The 17360-nt window shown below is 49.6% G+C and carries 14 protein-coding genes and 4 tRNA genes; 10 read left to right on the forward strand and 8 right to left on the reverse strand.

Going from position 1 to position 17360, the window contains the following annotated elements; genetic code table 11:
- A tRNA-Phe gene (locus tag EOE67_RS20045) sits at nt 1-76 on the reverse strand.
- A gap of 366 nt (nt 77-442) precedes the next feature.
- On the opposite strand from EOE67_RS20045, the gene EOE67_RS20050 reads away from it, so the two are divergent.
- Nucleotides 443-3232: a hybrid sensor histidine kinase/response regulator gene (locus tag EOE67_RS20050; RefSeq protein ID WP_127701348.1), complete on the forward strand. Its 2790-nt coding sequence runs from the start codon at nt 443-445 to the stop codon at nt 3230-3232.
- 121 nt (nt 3233-3353) lie between these two features.
- On the opposite strand, the gene kdsA is transcribed toward EOE67_RS20050, so the two are convergent.
- The 6 genes from kdsA to hemA all read right to left on the reverse strand — a co-directional run bounded on the left by kdsA (nt 3354) and on the right by hemA (nt 9789).
- Nucleotides 3354-4202, reverse strand: a complete 849-nt coding sequence (gene kdsA / locus EOE67_RS20055; protein ID WP_127701350.1) for a 3-deoxy-8-phosphooctulonate synthase — start codon at nt 4200-4202, stop codon at nt 3354-3356.
- Nucleotides 4203-4362: 160 nt separating this feature from the next.
- Nucleotides 4363-4737: a SirB2 family protein gene (locus tag EOE67_RS20060; protein ID WP_127701353.1), complete on the reverse strand. Its 375-nt coding sequence runs from the start codon at nt 4735-4737 to the stop codon at nt 4363-4365.
- Nucleotides 4738-4856: 119 nt separating this feature from the next.
- Nucleotides 4857-6410 (reverse strand): DUF3369 domain-containing protein, encoded by a 1554-nt coding sequence (locus tag EOE67_RS20065; protein ID WP_127701356.1) that lies wholly within the window; start codon nt 6408-6410, stop codon nt 4857-4859.
- A gap of 131 nt (nt 6411-6541) precedes the next feature.
- Nucleotides 6542-7432 (reverse strand): peptide chain release factor N(5)-glutamine methyltransferase, encoded by an 891-nt coding sequence (gene prmC / locus EOE67_RS20070; protein WP_276317458.1) that lies wholly within the window; start codon nt 7430-7432, stop codon nt 6542-6544.
- Nucleotides 7432-8523: a peptide chain release factor 1 gene (gene prfA, locus EOE67_RS20075; protein ID WP_068060503.1), complete on the reverse strand. Its 1092-nt coding sequence runs from the start codon at nt 8521-8523 to the stop codon at nt 7432-7434. Before prfA ends, prmC begins: the two co-directional genes overlap by 1 nt.
- Before the next feature lie 18 nt (nt 8524-8541).
- Nucleotides 8542-9789: a glutamyl-tRNA reductase gene (gene hemA / locus EOE67_RS20080; RefSeq protein WP_127701359.1), complete on the reverse strand. Its 1248-nt coding sequence runs from the start codon at nt 9787-9789 to the stop codon at nt 8542-8544.
- A 224-nt stretch (nt 9790-10013) separates the two neighbouring features.
- Here hemA and lolB point away from each other — a divergent pair, with 224 nt between their 5' ends.
- The 6 genes from lolB (at nt 10014) to ychF (ending at nt 15117) form a co-directional block, all read left to right on the forward strand.
- Entirely contained in the window at nt 10014-10622 is a 609-nt protein-coding gene (lolB, locus tag EOE67_RS20085) for a lipoprotein insertase outer membrane protein LolB (RefSeq protein WP_164852451.1), read from the forward strand.
- Nucleotides 10619-11515 carry a 4-(cytidine 5'-diphospho)-2-C-methyl-D-erythritol kinase gene (gene ispE, locus EOE67_RS20090; protein WP_127701363.1) on the forward strand — a complete coding sequence of 299 codons (897 nt, stop codon included), beginning with the start codon at nt 10619-10621 and terminating at the stop codon, nt 11513-11515. The genes lolB and ispE overlap by 4 nt, the downstream gene beginning before the upstream one ends.
- A 74-nt stretch (nt 11516-11589) precedes the next feature.
- Entirely contained in the window at nt 11590-12525 is a 936-nt protein-coding gene (locus EOE67_RS20095) for a ribose-phosphate pyrophosphokinase (RefSeq protein ID WP_240652893.1), read from the forward strand.
- A gap of 210 nt (nt 12526-12735) precedes the next feature.
- Nucleotides 12736-13335: a 50S ribosomal protein L25/general stress protein Ctc gene (locus tag EOE67_RS20100; protein WP_127701366.1), complete on the forward strand. Its 600-nt coding sequence runs from the start codon at nt 12736-12738 to the stop codon at nt 13333-13335.
- A gap of 2 nt (nt 13336-13337) precedes the next feature.
- Nucleotides 13338-13931 carry an aminoacyl-tRNA hydrolase gene (pth, locus tag EOE67_RS20105; RefSeq protein WP_068060523.1) on the forward strand — a complete coding sequence of 198 codons (594 nt, stop codon included), beginning with the start codon at nt 13338-13340 and terminating at the stop codon, nt 13929-13931.
- A 94-nt stretch (nt 13932-14025) separates the two neighbouring features.
- On the forward strand, nt 14026-15117 hold the full coding sequence (ychF, locus tag EOE67_RS20110; protein WP_127701368.1) for a redox-regulated ATPase YchF: 1092 nt from the start codon (nt 14026-14028) through the stop codon (nt 15115-15117).
- 88 nt (nt 15118-15205) lie between these two features.
- Here the strand turns inward: ychF and EOE67_RS20115 are convergent, their stop codons facing one another.
- Nucleotides 15206-16774: a POT-type proton-dependent oligopeptide transporter gene (locus tag EOE67_RS20115; protein WP_127701370.1), complete on the reverse strand. Its 1569-nt coding sequence runs from the start codon at nt 16772-16774 to the stop codon at nt 15206-15208.
- Between the two features lie 295 nt (nt 16775-17069).
- On the opposite strand from EOE67_RS20115, the gene EOE67_RS20120 reads away from it, so the two are divergent.
- The 3 genes from EOE67_RS20120 to EOE67_RS20130 all read left to right on the forward strand — a co-directional run bounded on the left by EOE67_RS20120 (nt 17070) and on the right by EOE67_RS20130 (nt 17358).
- Nucleotides 17070-17146, forward strand: a tRNA-Met gene (locus tag EOE67_RS20120).
- Between the two features lie 23 nt (nt 17147-17169).
- Nucleotides 17170-17254, forward strand: a tRNA-Leu gene (locus EOE67_RS20125).
- Between the two features lie 29 nt (nt 17255-17283).
- Nucleotides 17284-17358, forward strand: a tRNA-Gln gene (locus tag EOE67_RS20130).
- Nucleotides 17359-17360: the final 2 nt, after the last annotated feature.

A 17360-nucleotide genomic window follows, 5' to 3' on the forward strand; every position in this document is an offset into this window, starting at 1 on the left:
TGGTGCCCAGAGGCGGAATCGAACCACCGACACGCGGATTTTCAATCCGCTGCTCTACCGACTGAGCTATCTGGGCAACGGGGGGTATTAAACGGATTTTGCCCAGGCAAGTCAACTTTTTTTTGCCAGATCTGCACTGACAGCCTAGAACTTGAGCAACCTGCTGCTTTTTCAGCTATCTGAAAGCAATTTGAGCGTTGTTTATACCCAAAATCATTGAAGCTTCGGGTAGGCGACGAGGAGCGAGACCCCAGGAGCATAGTTGTCCTATGTGACTGGGTCGGACTGGCGCCCCAGCGAGCGAAGGCAACAACCCCGGATCTGCAAGGATGACGGGTATATAACTAATTGATTAAAAACTGATAAAAGACTGGAGCCCCGCCCTAAAACCGTTAGAATTAAATTTATGGCTATTTTGTAATCTTTTTGGGTCGGTTCTGGCATGGAAAAATCGTCTTTTGCTCCCCCACTGTTTCGGCGGCTGGCGTTATTAGCGTTGTTGATTGTGCTGCTTCAAGCCGGTTTAAGTCTGACCGTCAGTTACCTTGAACAGAAACCTGATACCAGCCAATTACAACAACAGCAATTAAAACAACAGCTATCAGTACTGTCCGGCGCCATCACGCCGATGTTGTCACTGGATCGCTGGGAAGACGCCAGTCCGTTGCTGGACTTACTGAACAGCCAGCAAGCCAATAGCGCAGCTTATTTATACCGATTGCAGCAAGATAATCCGTTACTGGTTGCGCACACCCAAGGCTTACCAGGCTTTGATCCGGCGATTGCCCTGACGCAACCAAAGCAACAAACTGGTTTTCTGGTGGAAGTGCAACCACTGCAGGTCGACGGCAGCAACGTTGGCAGCCTGATGCTGGTTCGTCAGCTTGAATCTTTGAACCTGCGACCACTGCTGTGGCAAAGTTTGCTAATTGCCGTGCTGGCATTGCTGCTGGCATGGGCGCTCGCCCATCAGCTAAACCGTTTTTTCTATCAGCAGATTGATCAACTGAATCAGGATATCCAATCAACCATTTCGCTGGGTCAATACACCGGTAGTGTTAGTGGTCGTGATGGTTTTGCCGAGCTGGCGCATCAAATTAATCGGTTATTTAAAACCATCGCCAGTTCGCAAAAAGAGCTGAAGGCATCGGAATCCAATATTCAGCAATTAAAACAAGAAGTTGAAACCAGGATCAAAGAACGGACTGACGCTTTTGAGTCGGCGAAAATAACCGCTGAAAAAGCGAATGAAGCCAAATCGACCTTTCTGGCCACCATGAGCCATGAAATCCGCACGCCGATGAACGGCATTATCGGCACCATTGATTTACTGCGTAAAACCCCGCTCGCCACCGCGCAATTCCGGATGACCGACACCATCCGTGAATCGTCATTTTCGCTGTTGCGTATTCTGGACGATATTCTGGATTTCTCGAAAATTGAAGCCGGAAAATTAGAGCTGGAAGCCATTCCGCTGTCGTTAGTAGACATTGTTGAAGCGGTTGGCCGGATTCTGATTTCGATGGCCTATCAGCGGCAAATTGACTTAAAAATCTATATTGATCCAAGGATCCCCGATGGCTTAATTGGCGATCCGGTACGCTTACGGCAAATTCTGTACAACCTGGCTGGCAATGCGATTAAGTTCACCCAAACCACCGCCGGCAAAGTTGGGCTGGTACAGATCCGCGCCGATCTCATCGATGAAAACATGGAGTTTTCACAGGTACAACTGAGCGTGATTGATAACGGCAAAGGCATGACCCAGCGCCAGATGCATTTTGTATTTCAACCTTTTAGCCAGGCTGAAGGTTCGATCACCCGCAAATATGGGGGTACTGGCCTCGGCCTGTCAATTTGTCAGCGTTTAACCGCCTTGATGTATGGCGATATCGAATTACAAAGTGAAGTGGGCAAAGGCACTGAATTTAAAGTGCGGTTACCGATGCGCCGCTCGGAAGAAATGCAGCAGATTTCGTCCCGATTGCTGGCAGATTTAACGATAAAAGTGTATTCCAGCGATCCCTATAATCTGGAAGCAATGGTCAGTTATTTAAAATATGCCGGTGCGCAGGTGGAAGCGATTGCCAACCCGGAACAACTGCAGCAAAAAATTACGCAGCCGGTGACCAGGTTACCAGGCGCGGATCCGGTTATTTGGCTACTGGACGCGACTTATCAGCAATTAGAGCAGACCGTATTGGATCAACTCTTTGCTGAACCAGCGCAGCAGCCGTGCAGTTTTGTGGTGCTCACCAATTTGCCGGAATTATCCGACAATAGCGACCAGCGTATCCATTTCCTGCATAGCGCGCCGATTTGCCGCAGTCATTTATATGATGCGATTTTAGTCTGCGCCAAACGTAAAACCAGACCGGCACCCAGCGCCAAAACCGGCTTGGGTATTGCCACGGCGATGAGCGTTGAAGAAGCCAAGCAACAAGGCAAACTTATTCTGCTGGCTGAAGATAACTTGATGAATCAAAAAGTGATTGTTGACCAACTGCATGCCCTTGGTTACGCGGTGGAAGTGGCCGACGATGGCGCGTTGGCACTTGATAAATGGCGACAGTATCGTTATCCGCTGCTGCTGACTGATTTACATATGCCAAATATGAGCGGTTATGATTTGGCGGCAGCGGTGCGCAAAGAAGCACTGCAATATGATGACGACGACAGCCAGTTCACCCGGATTGTGGCGGTCACCGCCAACGCTTTAAAAGGCGAAGAGCAAAAGTGCCTCAGTGTCGGCATGGATGGCTACATTACCAAACCGATTGAACTTGATGCCTTGCAGGCGATGCTACAACGCTGGTTGCCGCTGCCGGTTGCTGCGGACACACTGGCAAAAGTTGCTGCAGTCGCAAGCACCAAAACGGTTGCCAGCGATGCCAAAACCACGTCACCGATTTGTTTCACCACCATCGCCAATTTCCTTGGCAATGATCCGGCTAAGCATGAGGAATATCTGAATTATTTTGTCAATCATGCGGCGGAACTGCTGAATAATATTGAACAACAAGCCCAGCACCAGCAAAGTCAGGCGGTGCATTCAATTGCCCATCAATTTAAGTCGGTGGCAAAAAGTGTTGGTGCGCTGCAACTTTCAGAAGTGGCGTTTAAGCTCGAACGCGCCAGTGAAGAAGGTGACTGGCTGTTGATCCAAAATTATATCGATGATTTAAATCAGAAATATCAGGATGTAGTGAGTTACGTCCAGCAGCGGTATTAAACCGGTGCATGCAACTTCTGCACGGTTTTGCAGGGTTTGGACGTGTTTTGTAGGCCTGAACCACATTGCACTGCGCCATCCCAACAAGCCGGTTTGGCGCAGTGCAATCACCAGCAGCAACTTAGCTAGCTGACGTATCCAGCGCCGGGAAACTTTTCACTAAATCATCCAGCGCCTTCATTTGCACCAGATATGGCTCCAGTTTATCCAAAGATAATGCACAAGGGCCATCGCACTTGGCTTCATTTGGATTTGGATGGGCTTCAATAAACAAACCCGCCAGCCCCAACGCCATGCCAGAACGCGCTAATTGCGCTGCCTGAGCACGACGACCATCGGCTGAATCAGTGCGGCCACCCGGTTTTTGCAACGCATGGGTCGCGTCAAAAATCACTGGCGCATATTGCTTCATTTCATCCATGCCCAGCATATCAACCACTAAGTTGTTGTAACCAAAGCTGGAACCCCGTTCACACAAAATCACCTGCTCGTTACCGGCTTCGCGGAACTTGGTGATGATATGGCGCATTTCGTGTGGCGCTAAAAACTGTGGTTTTTTGACGTTAATCACGGCGCCGGTGTTGGCCATCGCAATGACTAAATCAGTTTGCCGCGCCAAAAATGCCGGCAATTGAATGACATCCACCACTTCGGCCACCGGCGCCGCTTGATACGGCTCATGCACATCGGTGATCAGCGGAATATGAAAAGTGTTTTTGATTTCTTCGAAAATCTGCAGACCCGCTTCCATCCCAGGGCCACGATAAGAATGCACTGATGAGCGGTTGGCTTTATCAAAAGACGCTTTAAAGACATAAGGAATACCGAGTTTTTGACAGACGGTGACATAGTGCTCAGCGACGCGCATCGCCATATCCCGTGATTCCAGCACATTCATGCCGCCAAAAAGCACAAAAGGTTTGTCGTTGGCGACTTCCAGCGCACCAACCTTAATTGTTTGAATGGCCATCAGGCCTCCTGCATGCAAAGATAAAAAAATATACCCGTCATCCTTGAAGATGCGGGGTTGTTGGCCGCCTTCATTCGCCCCAGTCACATAGAACAGCTATGCTCCTGGGGTCTCGCTCAGTTGCCGCCTACCCGCATCTTCAATGATTTTGGGTATAAACTTAACCAAATAATACCGGCGTTTTGGTGATCGCAACTTTCACCACCAACACCAGCCAACCCAGCGCACCGGCAAAAGCAAACACCCGCAAAGTCGTGGTACGGCCTTTAAACGCCATTACACCCAGCGCAATATAAGCCAACACGCCAAACAATTTCTCGGTCAGCCACGGGTTCACAAATGGATATTGCTGAATCGTCAGCATCAAACCGATTGCCGATAACAACAACAGCGTGTCCACCACATGCGGGGCAATTTTCAGAAACTTGCGTTGGAGTAAATCTGAGCCACGCAACGACAAGATAAACCTTAAGATCAACAGCGACAGACTAAGTGCCACCAACATTAAGTGGGTATGTTTTAAAGCCATATACATAAAATGAATTCTCTTCTTCGAATGAACATTGAGGACAGATCCAACATCAGGCTGCAACTTAGAGCAACAGCCTTAAATAAAACAGCCACCCGCAGGTGGCCATAGCAATACGGGTACAACTAATCTTCGTCCGGGTATTTTTGCAGGATTGCCTCTATCTTGTCGACCCTGCTTTTCAGTATTTCGACCAATGCCGGTTCAAATTGTTTACCAGACTCACTGATAATGTGCGCCAGCGCGGCTTCCGGCGTCCAGGGCGATTTATAACAACGGCGATGGCGCAGCGCATCATACACATCCGCCATCGCCGCAATCCGGCCGTAGATGTGTATATCTTCCGCGGACTTGCCCGCCGGATAGCCGCTGCCATCCCATTTTTCATGATGATCGCGGGCAATAATGGCACCCGCCTGAATGATGGCACGTTTGGAATTTTTCAAAATTTCATAACCAATGCTGGAATGGGTTTTCATCACTTCCCACTCATGTTCCTGTAATTTCATTGGTTTATTTAAAATGCCATCTGGAATACCCACTTTACCAACATCATGTAGCGGAGAAGCAAACATCAGTTTTTCGGCTTCAGTATCAGGCAATCCATAAGCCTTGGCCAAATCGTAACAAATAAAGGCGACTCGTTTGACATGGTTGCCGGTTTCAATCGACCGCTGCTCCACCGCTTCACTGAGCCGGTAGACAATTTCGCGCTGGGTGTCTTCAATTTCATGCTGCAACTGCACGTTTTCGTAGGCAATCTGCACATTTTGAGAAAAGAGCTCAATCAAACGTTTTTGGTTGTCGTTCACCAGATTGGGTAAACCCGACACATAAAGCAAAGAACCGTGGGTAAACTTACTGGTGCAATAGGCCACTAAGTAATTGTCACGGTAGACAATACTGCGACTATGCAGCGCCTGATGAAAAGCATCCATCAGAATTGGATCCAGCACCGATGACACCGCCTGCCCTTCTTTGTGCTCAAATTCCCCCAGACCTGCGAACACCACCAACTGATCTGGATCCTGATTTTCATGTACGTTGCCGGCAACTAAACTTGAGGTCACCAACAACGCATTGTCGTTGCAGCCTAAAATCGAAGTCAGCTGCTGCAACACGCCATCGATAAACTGCTCCATCGAGTGCGCTGAAAATAAATCGGCCGAAGCGGTAATGATTTTCTCCAGCCCTTGACGGCTGGCATCAATCGATAAAATGTCGCGATAAGAGCGCAGGCTCGACATCACCACGGTAAATAATTTTTGTGCGGTGAGTTCAGTTTTGGATTTGTAGTCGTTGATGTCGTAATTCACAATCACTTGCCGCTCTGGCGCCTGGCCAGGCTGACCGGTGCGCAGAATGATCCGGACATAATGGTTGTGTAATTCTTCGCGGATATAACGCGCAACTAACAAGCCCGCGTCATCGGTTTCCATCACCACATCCAGCAGCATAATGGCCGCATCCGGATGGGCTTCAATCATTTTTTTGGCTTCAGCACCGGAATAAGCGCTGATAAATTCGAGGTTTTTGCCCTGAAAAGAGAAATCACTGAGTGCCAGTTTGGTCACCGCATGCACTTCAGGCTCATCATCAACAATTAAAACTTTCCAACTACCGTGATGCGTCGGTGGCAATTCATCCGGCTCTTCTGCAAACAAAAAATCGTTGGCCACAACCAATCCCTCATGCTAACCAATTGAAGTAGTGTGATTAGTTATATGCGTTAAAAAGGATTCGGTCAAAGAATTGCGCTGCAGCGCAGCTGATTTTATTTCACATGGCGGCTGTTTTATGGAAAAGATTTTTAATTCTGAGTTCGGAAACAACCGCCGCTGATCCGCCATTGTCCGGCATAATCCCGACGTGACGAAACTTCGCTAAAACCAGCAGTTTGCAACAACTGTTGCACGGCTTCTGCTTGTTGATAGCCGTGCTCGAGCCACAACCAGCCGCCATTGGTTAAAAATTCTGGCGCCTGTTGGCAGATGTGTTGTAAATCTGCGAGGCCAGCCATGGGGGCAACCAGCGCGGATAAAGGCTCAAATTTGACGTCACCTTGTTGCAGATGCGGATCTTCGGCATCGATATAGGGCGGGTTACTGACAATCAAATCAAATCGCAAATCAACACCCTGCCCGGCGACAGCACTAAACCAGTCGCTTTGAAAAATCTGACAATTATGAAGTTGTAGTCGTTGCTGGTTACGCTGCGCCAGCGCTACAGCGTCCGCGTTAAAATCAACGGCATAAAGCTGCCAATCCGGTTTTGCTTTAGCCAGCGCCAAGGCAATAGCGCCGGTGCCGGTGCCCAGATCCAGCACTTTAGCTTTGGTGGGAAGCGACAAAGCAAGCGCCTGTTCGACTAAAAGTTCGGTATCTGGTCGTGGAATTAAAGTGCATGGCGCAACTTCTAACTCCAGATCCCAGAACCACCAGCGTCCCGTGATATAAGCCAGTGGCTCCCCCTGCAACCGTCGTTGCAATGCGTCGGCCAACAACGCCAGTTCAGCATCGGACAACAGATCATGCAGACGTAATTGCAAAGCGGTTGGCGTGATTTCAAGTACATCGCCCAGCAAACGCCGGGCTTCGAGCCGGACATCGCTGATCGCGACATCCAGCCCGGCCAATGGCAACAAAGCTGCAGCGGTCTGTTGCAGCCACAATGCTGTTGTCATTGGTTGATGCGGACTCATTAGCGGTTTTCTTCCGCCAGCGCCGCGAGCAAATCGGCCTGATGTTCGTTGTTGAGCGGCCCCAGCACTAAATCCAGTTCGCCTTCCATCACTTCAAGCAGACGATAAATGGTCAGGTTGATCCGGTGATCGGTTAACCGGCCTTGGGGGAAATTGTAAGTACGGATGCGCTCAGAGCGATCGCCAGATCCTACCAATGAACGACGGGTCGATTCTTCTACCAAGCGGCGTTTTTCATCTTCAGCCGCCTGAATACGCGATTGCAGCACACTCATGGCGCGGGCGCGGTTTTTATGCTGCGACCGTTCGTCCTGACATTCCACCACAATACCAGTCGGTAAGTGGGTGATCCGAATGGCCGAATCAGTCCGGTTAACGTGCTGACCACCAGCGCCTGAAGCGCGGAAGGTATCAACTTTTAAATCCGCCGGGTTAATTTCAATGGCTTCACTTTCCGGTACTTCCGGCATAATGGCCACAGTACAGGCTGAGGTATGCACCCGGCCCTGCGATTCAGTGGCCGGAATACGTTGCACGCGGTGGCCACCGGATTCAAATTTGAAAGTCCCGTAAGCGCCCTCGCCCTGCACACTGGCGATGACTTCTTTATAACCGCCGTGTTCACCATCGTTGCTGCTGACAATTTCCACTTTCCAGCGTTTTTTCTCACAGAAACGGCTGTACATCCGGAACACGTCACCGGCAAAAATCGCCGCTTCATCACCACCGGCACCAGCCCGGATTTCCAGGAAACAGTTGTTATGATCGTTTGGATCTTTAGGCAGCAATAAAATCTGTAAATCCTGATCCAGGGTTTCAATCCGCTCTTTGCTGGATTTATATTCGTCCTGCGCCATTTCGCGCATTTCAGGATCGGAATCTTTCATCATGTCTTCAGCGCTGGCAAAATCATCCTGCGCCTGGCGATAATCAAAAAACGCCTGAGCAATTGGCTCTAACTGACTATATTCTTTGGAGAGTTCCCGAAAGCGACTCTGATCAGAAATCACACCGGCGTCGCTTAATAACGCCTGTACTTCTTCATAACGTTCGACCAGACCTTCGAGTTTACGATAAACCGTTTCTTTCATGGGGTAAGCTGTACCTGATTAAATATCTACTAAAAAATTGATCAAAGTTTTGGCTTCAACCTGTTCATCCTGCAATAAATGCCGGATGGTTTTGGTGGGTGCGTGCATCAGCCTGTTACTGAGTTTAGTCGCTAATTCCTGTAATACCCGCTCGGCGTCCTGCCCGCTGGCCAGCTGATTCAGCGCCCGCTGCACTAATTCGGTTTTGACACTTTCACAACGTTCTCGATAATCGCGCACCCAGTCGATATTGTCCTGCAATTGCAGCCACTGACTAAATTCAGCAACTCCAGCCGCAATCATCTGCTCAGCTTGGGTTGCCGCATGCTGACGCGACTGCATATTTTGCGACACGATATTTTGTAAGTCGTCGACAGTGTATAAATAGGCGTCTTCTAATTCGCTGACCTGGGCTTCGATATCGCGCGGCACTGCTAAATCGACTAAAAACATTGGCTTGTGGCGGCGTTTTTTCAGCGCTTGTTCGACCATGCCTTTACCTACAATTGGCAGCGTACTGGCGGTGGAACTAATCACCACGTCGGCGTCAACTAAAGCTTGTGGCACCTGCGCCAGGCTGACCACTTGACCGGAAAACTGTGCCGCTAAAGCTACTGCTCTATCATAAGAACGGTTAGCAACAGTCAACTGGCTGGCACCTTGCTCTAATAAATGTTTCGCGACGAGCTCGATGGTTTCACCGGCGCCAATCAGCAGTACTTTAACAGTATCGAGTTTACCGAAAATCTGTTTCGCCAACGCCACTGCCGCAAAAGCCACTGACACGGCATTGGCACCGATGTCAGTATCGGTACGCACTTGTTTCGCCACGGCAAAGGTTTTTTGAAACAACCGTTCAAATACCGGCTGAATAGCGCCAACCTGACGGGACTGGCTATAGGCTTGTTTTACCTGACCAAAAATCTGCGGCTCGCCCAGTACCAATGAATCTAAACCGGCGGCTACCCGCATTAAATGCGTCGCGGCAGCCTGGTCCTGATGCAAATACAAATGGCCTGCCACATCCGTCAGCTCCAACTGATGAAATTTGGCAAGCCAGGCAATTACTTGTTTCGATTGCGCTTCAGTCCCGCTAAAATACAGCTCGGTTCTGTTGCAGGTTGACACGATCACCGCGTCCGTCACTTGGGTTGCAGCTGCTAAATCCAGCAGCGCACCGGCCACTTGCTCCGGCGCAAAAGCCACTTGTTCGCGTAAGGCGACAGGTGCAGTTTTGTGATTGATACCAAGCGCAAAGATAGTGATTCACCTGCAAATGCCGGCTATAAAGCGGGCGACCTTCGGAATAAGGCGCGAATTGTACGAAAATAAGCTTGGCAAGAAAAGAATTAACTTAATAGATGGCGCTGGGCGTTTGATATAGAGCCTGAGATTTCATGCCATTTATCAGCAAGATGTTCAGCAAGCGTATGCTTTCAAAATGCTTATCTGGACTGCCGAAATGGCAGTCTGTCAAAAAAGGATCTGATGTGACTCAATCGACTAAGCGGTGGTTACCGGTGTTGGTAGCCCTGTTCCTCAGCGGCTGCGCCAGTTGGCAACAAGCACAAGTTGCCGAAATTCCATTACCAGCTAAAGAACGACAACAGCAGCTCGCCACCTTAACTCAATTTGAACTCACGGCTTCACTTGGCGTAAAAGCGCCCGGCGACAGTGTCAGTGGCAGCTTAAACTGGGTGCAACAAGATGAATTTTATACTGCTGATTTAAATAACTTTATTGGCATCAATATTTTCAAACTGCAAACCACCGCCGAAGGCGCACTGGTGCAGGTCAGCGGTGAAAGTCATCAAGCCGCAAGTGCCGCCGCATTGTTAGATTATTTGTCCGGCTGGTCGCTGCCGATTGAAGAAATGCCGTTATGGCTTAAAGGCATGACCGGCGCCAGCAGCAGCGATCTACGTTTTGACCCAATGGGCCGCCTGACCAGTTTCAGTTTACTCGATAGTCAGAACCGCCGCTGGCAGGTCAGTTATCCGAAGTTTTTCCCGGACAGATTATCCCTGCCGCAACTCATTATCCTCGAATCCAGTGACACCAGGTTAAAATTAGCCATCCGGCAATGGAAAATGTTATGAGTTCGCTGCCGTCAATTTCAAACAATCAACAGCACAGCAAAACCCTGACGTTACCAGCACCTGCCAAGCTCAATCTGTTTTTGCATATTACCGGTCGGCGCGCCGATGGTTATCATTTGCTGCAAACCTTATTTCAGATTCTGGATGTGGGTGATGAAATCCAGTTCAGCGCCAATCAAACCGGCGTTATTCAGTTAAGCTGCAACGATCCAAACCTTGAAGGCAATGACAATCTGATTTACCGCGCCGCTTTGGCGTTAAAACCTTTAGCCGCAGCATCAGCCGGAGTAGATATTTTCCTGCAAAAAAACCTGCCAATGGGCGGCGGTTTAGGTGGAGGATCTTCCGATGCTGCAACCACTTTGCATGCGCTGAATAAACTCTGGAGCATCAATTTACCCGTGGCCGAACTGGCTGCTATCGGTCTAAAACTAGGTGCAGATGTGCCGCTGTTTGTCGAAGGCTACACCGCCTTTGCCGAAGGGGTTGGTGAAAAACTACAACCAATGGCAATACCGGAAAAAACCTATCTGGTTGTCACGCCTGCTTGCCATGTCAGTACGGCGGAAGTCTTTACCCATCCCGATTTAATCCGCAACAGTCCGGTCATTTCTGCAGCTGATGTACTAAACTCAGACTTGCACAAGGACTGGCGCAATGACTGCCAATCACTGGTTGTACGTCTCTACCCGCTTGTTGCAATAACCTTACAGTGGTTGGTAGAATACGCGCCGTCTCGAATGACGGGTACTGGCGCTAGTCTTTTCGCTGAATTCCCGGATGAAATCAGTGCTCGTCGAGCCCTTGCCGACTTACCGGCCAACTGCCGTGGATTTGTCGCGCGAGGGGTCAACCGGTCACCTTTGTTGGCCGCGTTGGAACATGCCGAATAACGTGAAGGTGGGTTTACCCGCCTAAAGATTTTAACCGGACTCAAAACCGCCCTGAGGATCCTACCGTGCCCGACATGAAGATATTCGCTGGTAATGCCGTACCAGAACTCGCCAAGAAAATTGCCAGCCGCTTGTATATCAAGCTGGGCGACGCCGAAGTCGGCCGATTCAGCGATGGAGAAGTCAGTGTGCAAATTAATGAAAACGTCCGTGGATCGGACGTTTTTATTATCCAGTCTACCTGCGCCCCGACTAACGACAATCTGATTGAACTCATTGTGATGGTAGACGCCCTGCGCCGCGCCTCGGCCGGCCGCATCACGGCTGTTATTCCTTATTTCGGTTACGCCCGTCAGGACCGTCGTGTCCGCTCTGCCCGGGTGCCGATTACCGCTAAAGTCGTGGCCGACTTCCTGTCGAGCGTGGGTGTTGACCGCGTTTTGACTGTTGATCTGCACGCCGAACAAATTCAGGGTTTCTTCGACGTACCGGTAGACAACGTGTTTGCATCTCCGGTACTGCTGGAAGACATGCGTAAACGTGAATTCCAGGCGCCGGTGGTGGTATCACCGGATATCGGTGGTGTGGTGCGTGCCCGCGCTATTGCTAAACTGCTCAACGACGCCGATTTAGCCATCATCGACAAACGCCGGCCAAAAGCCAACGTCGCGCAAGTAATGCACATCATCGGTGACGTGAAAGATCGCGACTGTATTATCGTTGACGACATGATCGACACCGGCGGCACGCTGTGTAAAGCAGCAGAGGCGTTAAAAGAGCAAGGCGCCCGTCGTGTGTTCGCATACGCTACGCACCCTGTGTTCTCTGGCAACGCCGCCGAGAACATCGCTAATTCAGTGATTGATGAGCTGATCATCACCGACACTATTCCGCTGTCAGCGGAAATGAAAGCCGTCAGCAAAGTCAAACAGCTGACCTTAAGCGAAATGATGGCTGAATGTATCCGCCGGATCAGCAACGAAGAATCCATTTCTTCGATGTTTGATTAAGCTTGGTGCAAACCAGGAATTAGCAGGTTCCGCCTGCTAGAATCCGGCTTTTTACCATCCATTCTGATCAAAGGCGCCCACGGCGCCTTTTTCATTTGCAGCCTCAAGACCCCGGTGCTATTATGTCGCGCTTTTTTCCGCCAGCCGGAAGAAGCTTCTTTCTGGTTTTCTGGTCGCGGAAACCAGAGCAATTCATTTTTGGAGATAAACATGTCTAACGCCATTTACACGTTAAATGCTGAAGTTCGTAACGACCTGGGGAAAGGTGCGAGCCGCCGCCTGCGTCACGCGGACAAAGTTCCAGCTATCATCTACGGTGGCTCTGCAGCCCCTGTATCTATCACACTGGAACACAATAAACTGATCCAGGCTCAAGCCAACGAAGGTTTCTACACGCACATCCTGACTATCAACGTCGGTGGCGAAGAAGTGAAAGCAATCGTTAAAGCGATGCAACGTCACCCGTTCAAACCAAAAGTAACTCACGTTGACTTCCAACGTGTTGAAGCTGGTCATGAACTGCACACTGTTGTTCCTGTACACTTCATCAACGAAGCTGCTGCAGTGAAAAAAGGTGGTGTTGTTGCTCACCATATCAACGAGCTGGCAATCACTGTTCTGCCACAAAACTTACCTGAATTCATTGAAGTGGATTTAGCTGATGTTGCTGTTGGTGTAACTCTGCACTTATCAGACCTGAAAGTTCCAGCTGGCGTAGTTATCGCTGAACTGGCTAAAGGCGCTGGTCATGACCAGGCGGTTGTTTCTGTAAACAAACCAGCTGGTAAAGCAGACGACGCTGCTGAGTAATAATGACTGAAGCAATTCAGTTAGTCGTGGGCCTGGGAAATCCGGGCCCCGAATACAGCAATACACGTCACAACGCAGGCCAGTGGTTCGTTGAACAACTGGCCCGTCGTTTTAATACTTCTCTCAAAGCCGAAGCCAAATTTTATGGCCTGACCGGCAAGTTCCTGTTCGAAGGCCGTGAAATCAAGTTATTGGTGCCGACGACTTATATGAACTTAAGCGGCAAAGCGGTTCTCGCCCTAGCGCAGTTTTACAAAATTCCACCTGAAGCTATTCTGGTTGCGCACGATGAAATGGCGCTGGAACCTGGCATTGCCAAGCTGAAACTCGGTGGTGGCCACGCTGGCCATAATGGCTTAAAAGATATTGCGGCGAATTTTGGCAATAATCCGAATTTTTATCGCCTGCGACTGGGTATTGGCCATCCGGGTCACAAAGACAAAGTCACAGGTTACGTGCTCGGCAAAGCGCCGCAGCAAGAGCAAAAGCTGATTGAAGACGCGCTGGACGAAAGTCTGCGCTGTTTTGAGCTTTGGCAACAGCAAGATCTGGTGAAAGCCCAGCACAGATTACATAGTTTTAAAGCCGCGGTTTAGCATTTGCTGTAACAGCCGCAAGCACTGAAACTGCAGGTTTCGGTACAATTTCGATTTCGCAGGCATGCCTGTATACAGTTCAAAGGATCATCTCATGGGTTTTAAATGTGGCATCGTTGGTTTACCAAACGTCGGTAAATCTACTTTATTCAACGCGTTGACCAAAGCAGGCATTGAAGCGGCCAACTTCCCGTTTTGTACCATTGAACCAAACACCGGCGTAGTGCCAGTGCCGGATCCACGGTTGCAGCAACTGGCCGCCATCGTCAATCCACAGCGCATTTTACCGACCACCATGGAGTTCGTGGATATCGCCGGTCTAGTCAAAGGCGCTTCTAAAGGTGAAGGTCTGGGCAATAAATTCCTGGCCAATATCCGCGAAACTGATGCCATCGGCCATGTCGTGCGTTGTTTTGAAGATGAAAACATCATCCACGTTGCCAATAAAATTGATCCGGCCGACGATATCGATACCATCAATATGGAACTGGTATTGTCAGATATGGATAGCGCTGATAAAGCCATTTTCCGCGTCAGCAAAAAAGCCAAGGCCGGTGATAAAGACGCCAAAGCTGAAATTGAAGTGCTGGAAAAAATCAAAAAACATCTGGAAGAAGGCCTGACCTTACGTCAGCTGGATTTATCCGATGATGAAAAAGCGCTGGTTTCATACATGAACTTCTTAACTATCAAACCGACGATGTATATCGCCAACGTGCTGGAAGATGGTTTTGAAAATAACCCGCATTTAGATGTAGTTCGCGCCATCGCCGCCAAAGAAGGCGCTATTGTGGTTGCCATTTGTGCCGCAATTGAGTCTGAAATTGCTGAGCTTGAAGACGAAGAGAAAGCTGAATTTTTAGAATCGATGGGTTTGGAAGAGCCTGGTTTAAACCGCGTTATTCGTGGTGGTTATTCACTGCTGAACCTGCACACCTATTTCACCGCTGGCGTGAAAGAAGTCCGTGCCTGGACTATTCCGGTTGGTGCTACCGCACCACAAGCAGCTGGCGTGATTCACACCGACTTCGAACGTGGTTTTATCCGCGCTCAGGTTGTCGCATTTGATGACTTTATCGCCTGTAACGGTGAAGCTGGCGCCAAAGAAGCCGGTAAGCTGAAAGTGGAAGGCAAGACCTACGTCTGTAAAGACGGCGACGTGATGCATTTCTTGTTTAACGTCTAAGTAATTTGTCTTAAACAACAAAGCCACCGCAAGGTGGCTTTGTTGTTTCTGGGATGGAGGTAAACCAATCTATAGTTCGCCTACTCTATTACCCCACTGGCCGGTAATTGTCCTGCATTGGATAACTTCTGGCATAAAGCGCAAATATCGCCGCAGCCAAGAGTGCAAAAGCGGCAAAGAAGAACATCAGAAACGCCGTTTCACTAAGCCCGCTTTGCGTCACCTGCGCCGTCACCGCCGGGGTTTTGATGCTGTTATTGGCAAGCAATACCCAAAGGTTACCCACAGTGACCGAGAGGTTCCAGAAACTGGTAATGGTGCCTTTCATCGCCGCCGGTGCCTGGCTGTAGGCAAACTCCAGTCCGGTGGCCGATACCAGCACTTCACCCATCGTCAACAGCGCGTATGGCAGAATTTGCCACATGATATTCATCGGTGTGCCCAAATCCATCATCAGCTGAATGCTCCCTATCACAATCCAGCTTAAGCCTGTGACCGCGATACCAGCCCCCATTTTGCGCAATGAGGTTAATTGCACGCCGCATTTTTCCAGAAATGGATACAGCACCAGGTGATTAAAAGGAATAAGGATCATCACCAGCGCCGGGTTCAGCGCCTGCATCATCGCCGGTTCAAACCATTCAGGTTTCACCATATCGTTGGCTTGTAAAATCCAGGTCGAGGCTTTTTGGTCGAACAAGGACCAGAATGGCGTCACCAGCGCGAATAAAATCAAAATTCTAAGTACCGAACGTACCCCATCCACCGCATGATCAGGATGCACACCACGGGCACGTTCCAGCTGAATAGCAGCGCCAGCGCCGCCAAAGCCCATTACCAGCACCAACGCCAGACAAAGCGCCGCCACAATGCCGAGCGAGCTCATTTGCGACAAGGCATATATTGCCAAAGCACCACCTACAATCGCCACATACAGGCCGATGTTGGCCTGCCCTGCTTGTTTCGCCATTAACGCGGTACGGATCACCGGTAAAAAACCATGCGGATTTTTTGGCTCTGGCGGCACGTTGACATAACGTTTGCGGCCTAACCAAAAGAATAAGGTGGCGATAAACATCAGAATACCTGGAATACCAAAGGCCACGGCGGCGCCATAATATTTCAGCAGCAACGGCATAAATAACGACGCGAAAAACGAACCGAAGTTAATGGTAAAGTAGAACCAGTCAAAGGCTTTGCGCGCTAACGTCTTGTTACTTTGGTCAAATTGGTCACCCATAAAGGATGACACCAGAGGTTTAATGCCACCGGATCCCAACGCAATTAAGAATAAGCCGGTATAAAACCCCTGCACACTGTGTTCAAAAATGGCGAGAAAGGCATGGCCGATACAGTAAATCAGGCTTAGCCACAAAATCGTGTTGTACTTACCAAACAGCCGGTCGGCCAGATAGCCGCCTAATAAAGGAAAAAAGTACACCCCAATGACAAAAGAGTGGAACACATCTTTGGCAGCACCGGCACGGAGCTCTTCCGGGATGGCCAGCAACAAGGCAGTCATTAAAAATGGCGTCAGAATATTGCGCATGCCATAAAAGCTGAAACGCTCACAAGCTTCACTGGCAATAATGTATGGCAGTTGCCGTGGCCAGCGTGGCGGTGCCGTGGTGTTGGCGGTGGTCGTTGAGGTCGACATCAATTCTCCTGTAATATTTTTTATGCAATTGCATAAATTAGCAGTCTTGGCTGCAGTCGGAACGCTGATTTGGGTGCAGCGTCGGGTTGGATACTAACGGAATTGCCAGCGAAACCCCATCTTTTATCCGCTGAATTTGCCTGGTTTCGCGGTAAAATTGACCGAGATGTCAACAATCTGGATAGAATTTCAGCAATCAAACGCAAAGCGCTTTAATGCGGCAAAAAAACGGTTGACGATGAAAATGCATCTGAGCATAATACGCGCCACTTGCTTAGGACAACTAAGACATAGTGGCTACATAGCTCAGCTGGTTAGAGCACAGCACTCATAATGCTGGGGTCGCAGGTTCGATTCCCGCTGTAGCCACCACTTAATTTGTTCGTCCAGTGTTTGCGGAAATGGCGAAATTGGTAGACGCACTGGATTTAGGTTCCAGCGCCGCGAGGCGTGAGAGTTCGAGTCTCTCTTTCCGCACCAAAGCAAGTGAAGAATTCTGCAGTTTCTGCAGGGGTATAGCCAAGCGGTAAGGCAGCGGGTTTTGATCCCGCCATTCTGGGGTTCGAATCCCTGTACCCCTGCCATT

Origin of the sequence: Rheinheimera riviphila, assembly GCF_004005945.1 — a bacterium.
Classification (GTDB): Bacteria; Pseudomonadota; Gammaproteobacteria; order Enterobacterales; family Alteromonadaceae; genus Pararheinheimera; species Pararheinheimera riviphila.

Coding starts and splice junctions, on each gene's coding strand:
- ispE (WP_127701363.1), top strand. CDS start 10,619: ATGAGTTCGCTGCCGTCAATTTCAAACAATCAACAGCACAGCAAAACC.
- ychF (WP_127701368.1), top strand. CDS start 14,026: ATGGGTTTTAAATGTGGCATCGTTGGTTTACCAAACGTCGGTAAATCT.
- prmC (WP_276317458.1), bottom strand. CDS start 7,432: ATGAGTCCGCATCAACCAATGACAACAGCATTGTGGCTGCAACAGACC.
- EOE67_RS20115 (WP_127701370.1), bottom strand. CDS start 16,774: ATGTCGACCTCAACGACCACCGCCAACACCACGGCACCGCCACGCTGG.
- EOE67_RS20100 (WP_127701366.1), top strand. CDS start 12,736: ATGTCTAACGCCATTTACACGTTAAATGCTGAAGTTCGTAACGACCTG.
- kdsA (WP_127701350.1), bottom strand. CDS start 4,202: ATGGCCATTCAAACAATTAAGGTTGGTGCGCTGGAAGTCGCCAACGAC.
- pth (WP_068060523.1), top strand. CDS start 13,338: ATGACTGAAGCAATTCAGTTAGTCGTGGGCCTGGGAAATCCGGGCCCC.
- EOE67_RS20050 (WP_127701348.1), top strand. CDS start 443: ATGGAAAAATCGTCTTTTGCTCCCCCACTGTTTCGGCGGCTGGCGTTA.
- EOE67_RS20095 (WP_240652893.1), top strand. CDS start 11,590: ATGAAGATATTCGCTGGTAATGCCGTACCAGAACTCGCCAAGAAAATT.
- prfA (WP_068060503.1), bottom strand. CDS start 8,523: ATGAAAGAAACGGTTTATCGTAAACTCGAAGGTCTGGTCGAACGTTAT.
- EOE67_RS20060 (WP_127701353.1), bottom strand. CDS start 4,737: ATGTATATGGCTTTAAAACATACCCACTTAATGTTGGTGGCACTTAGT.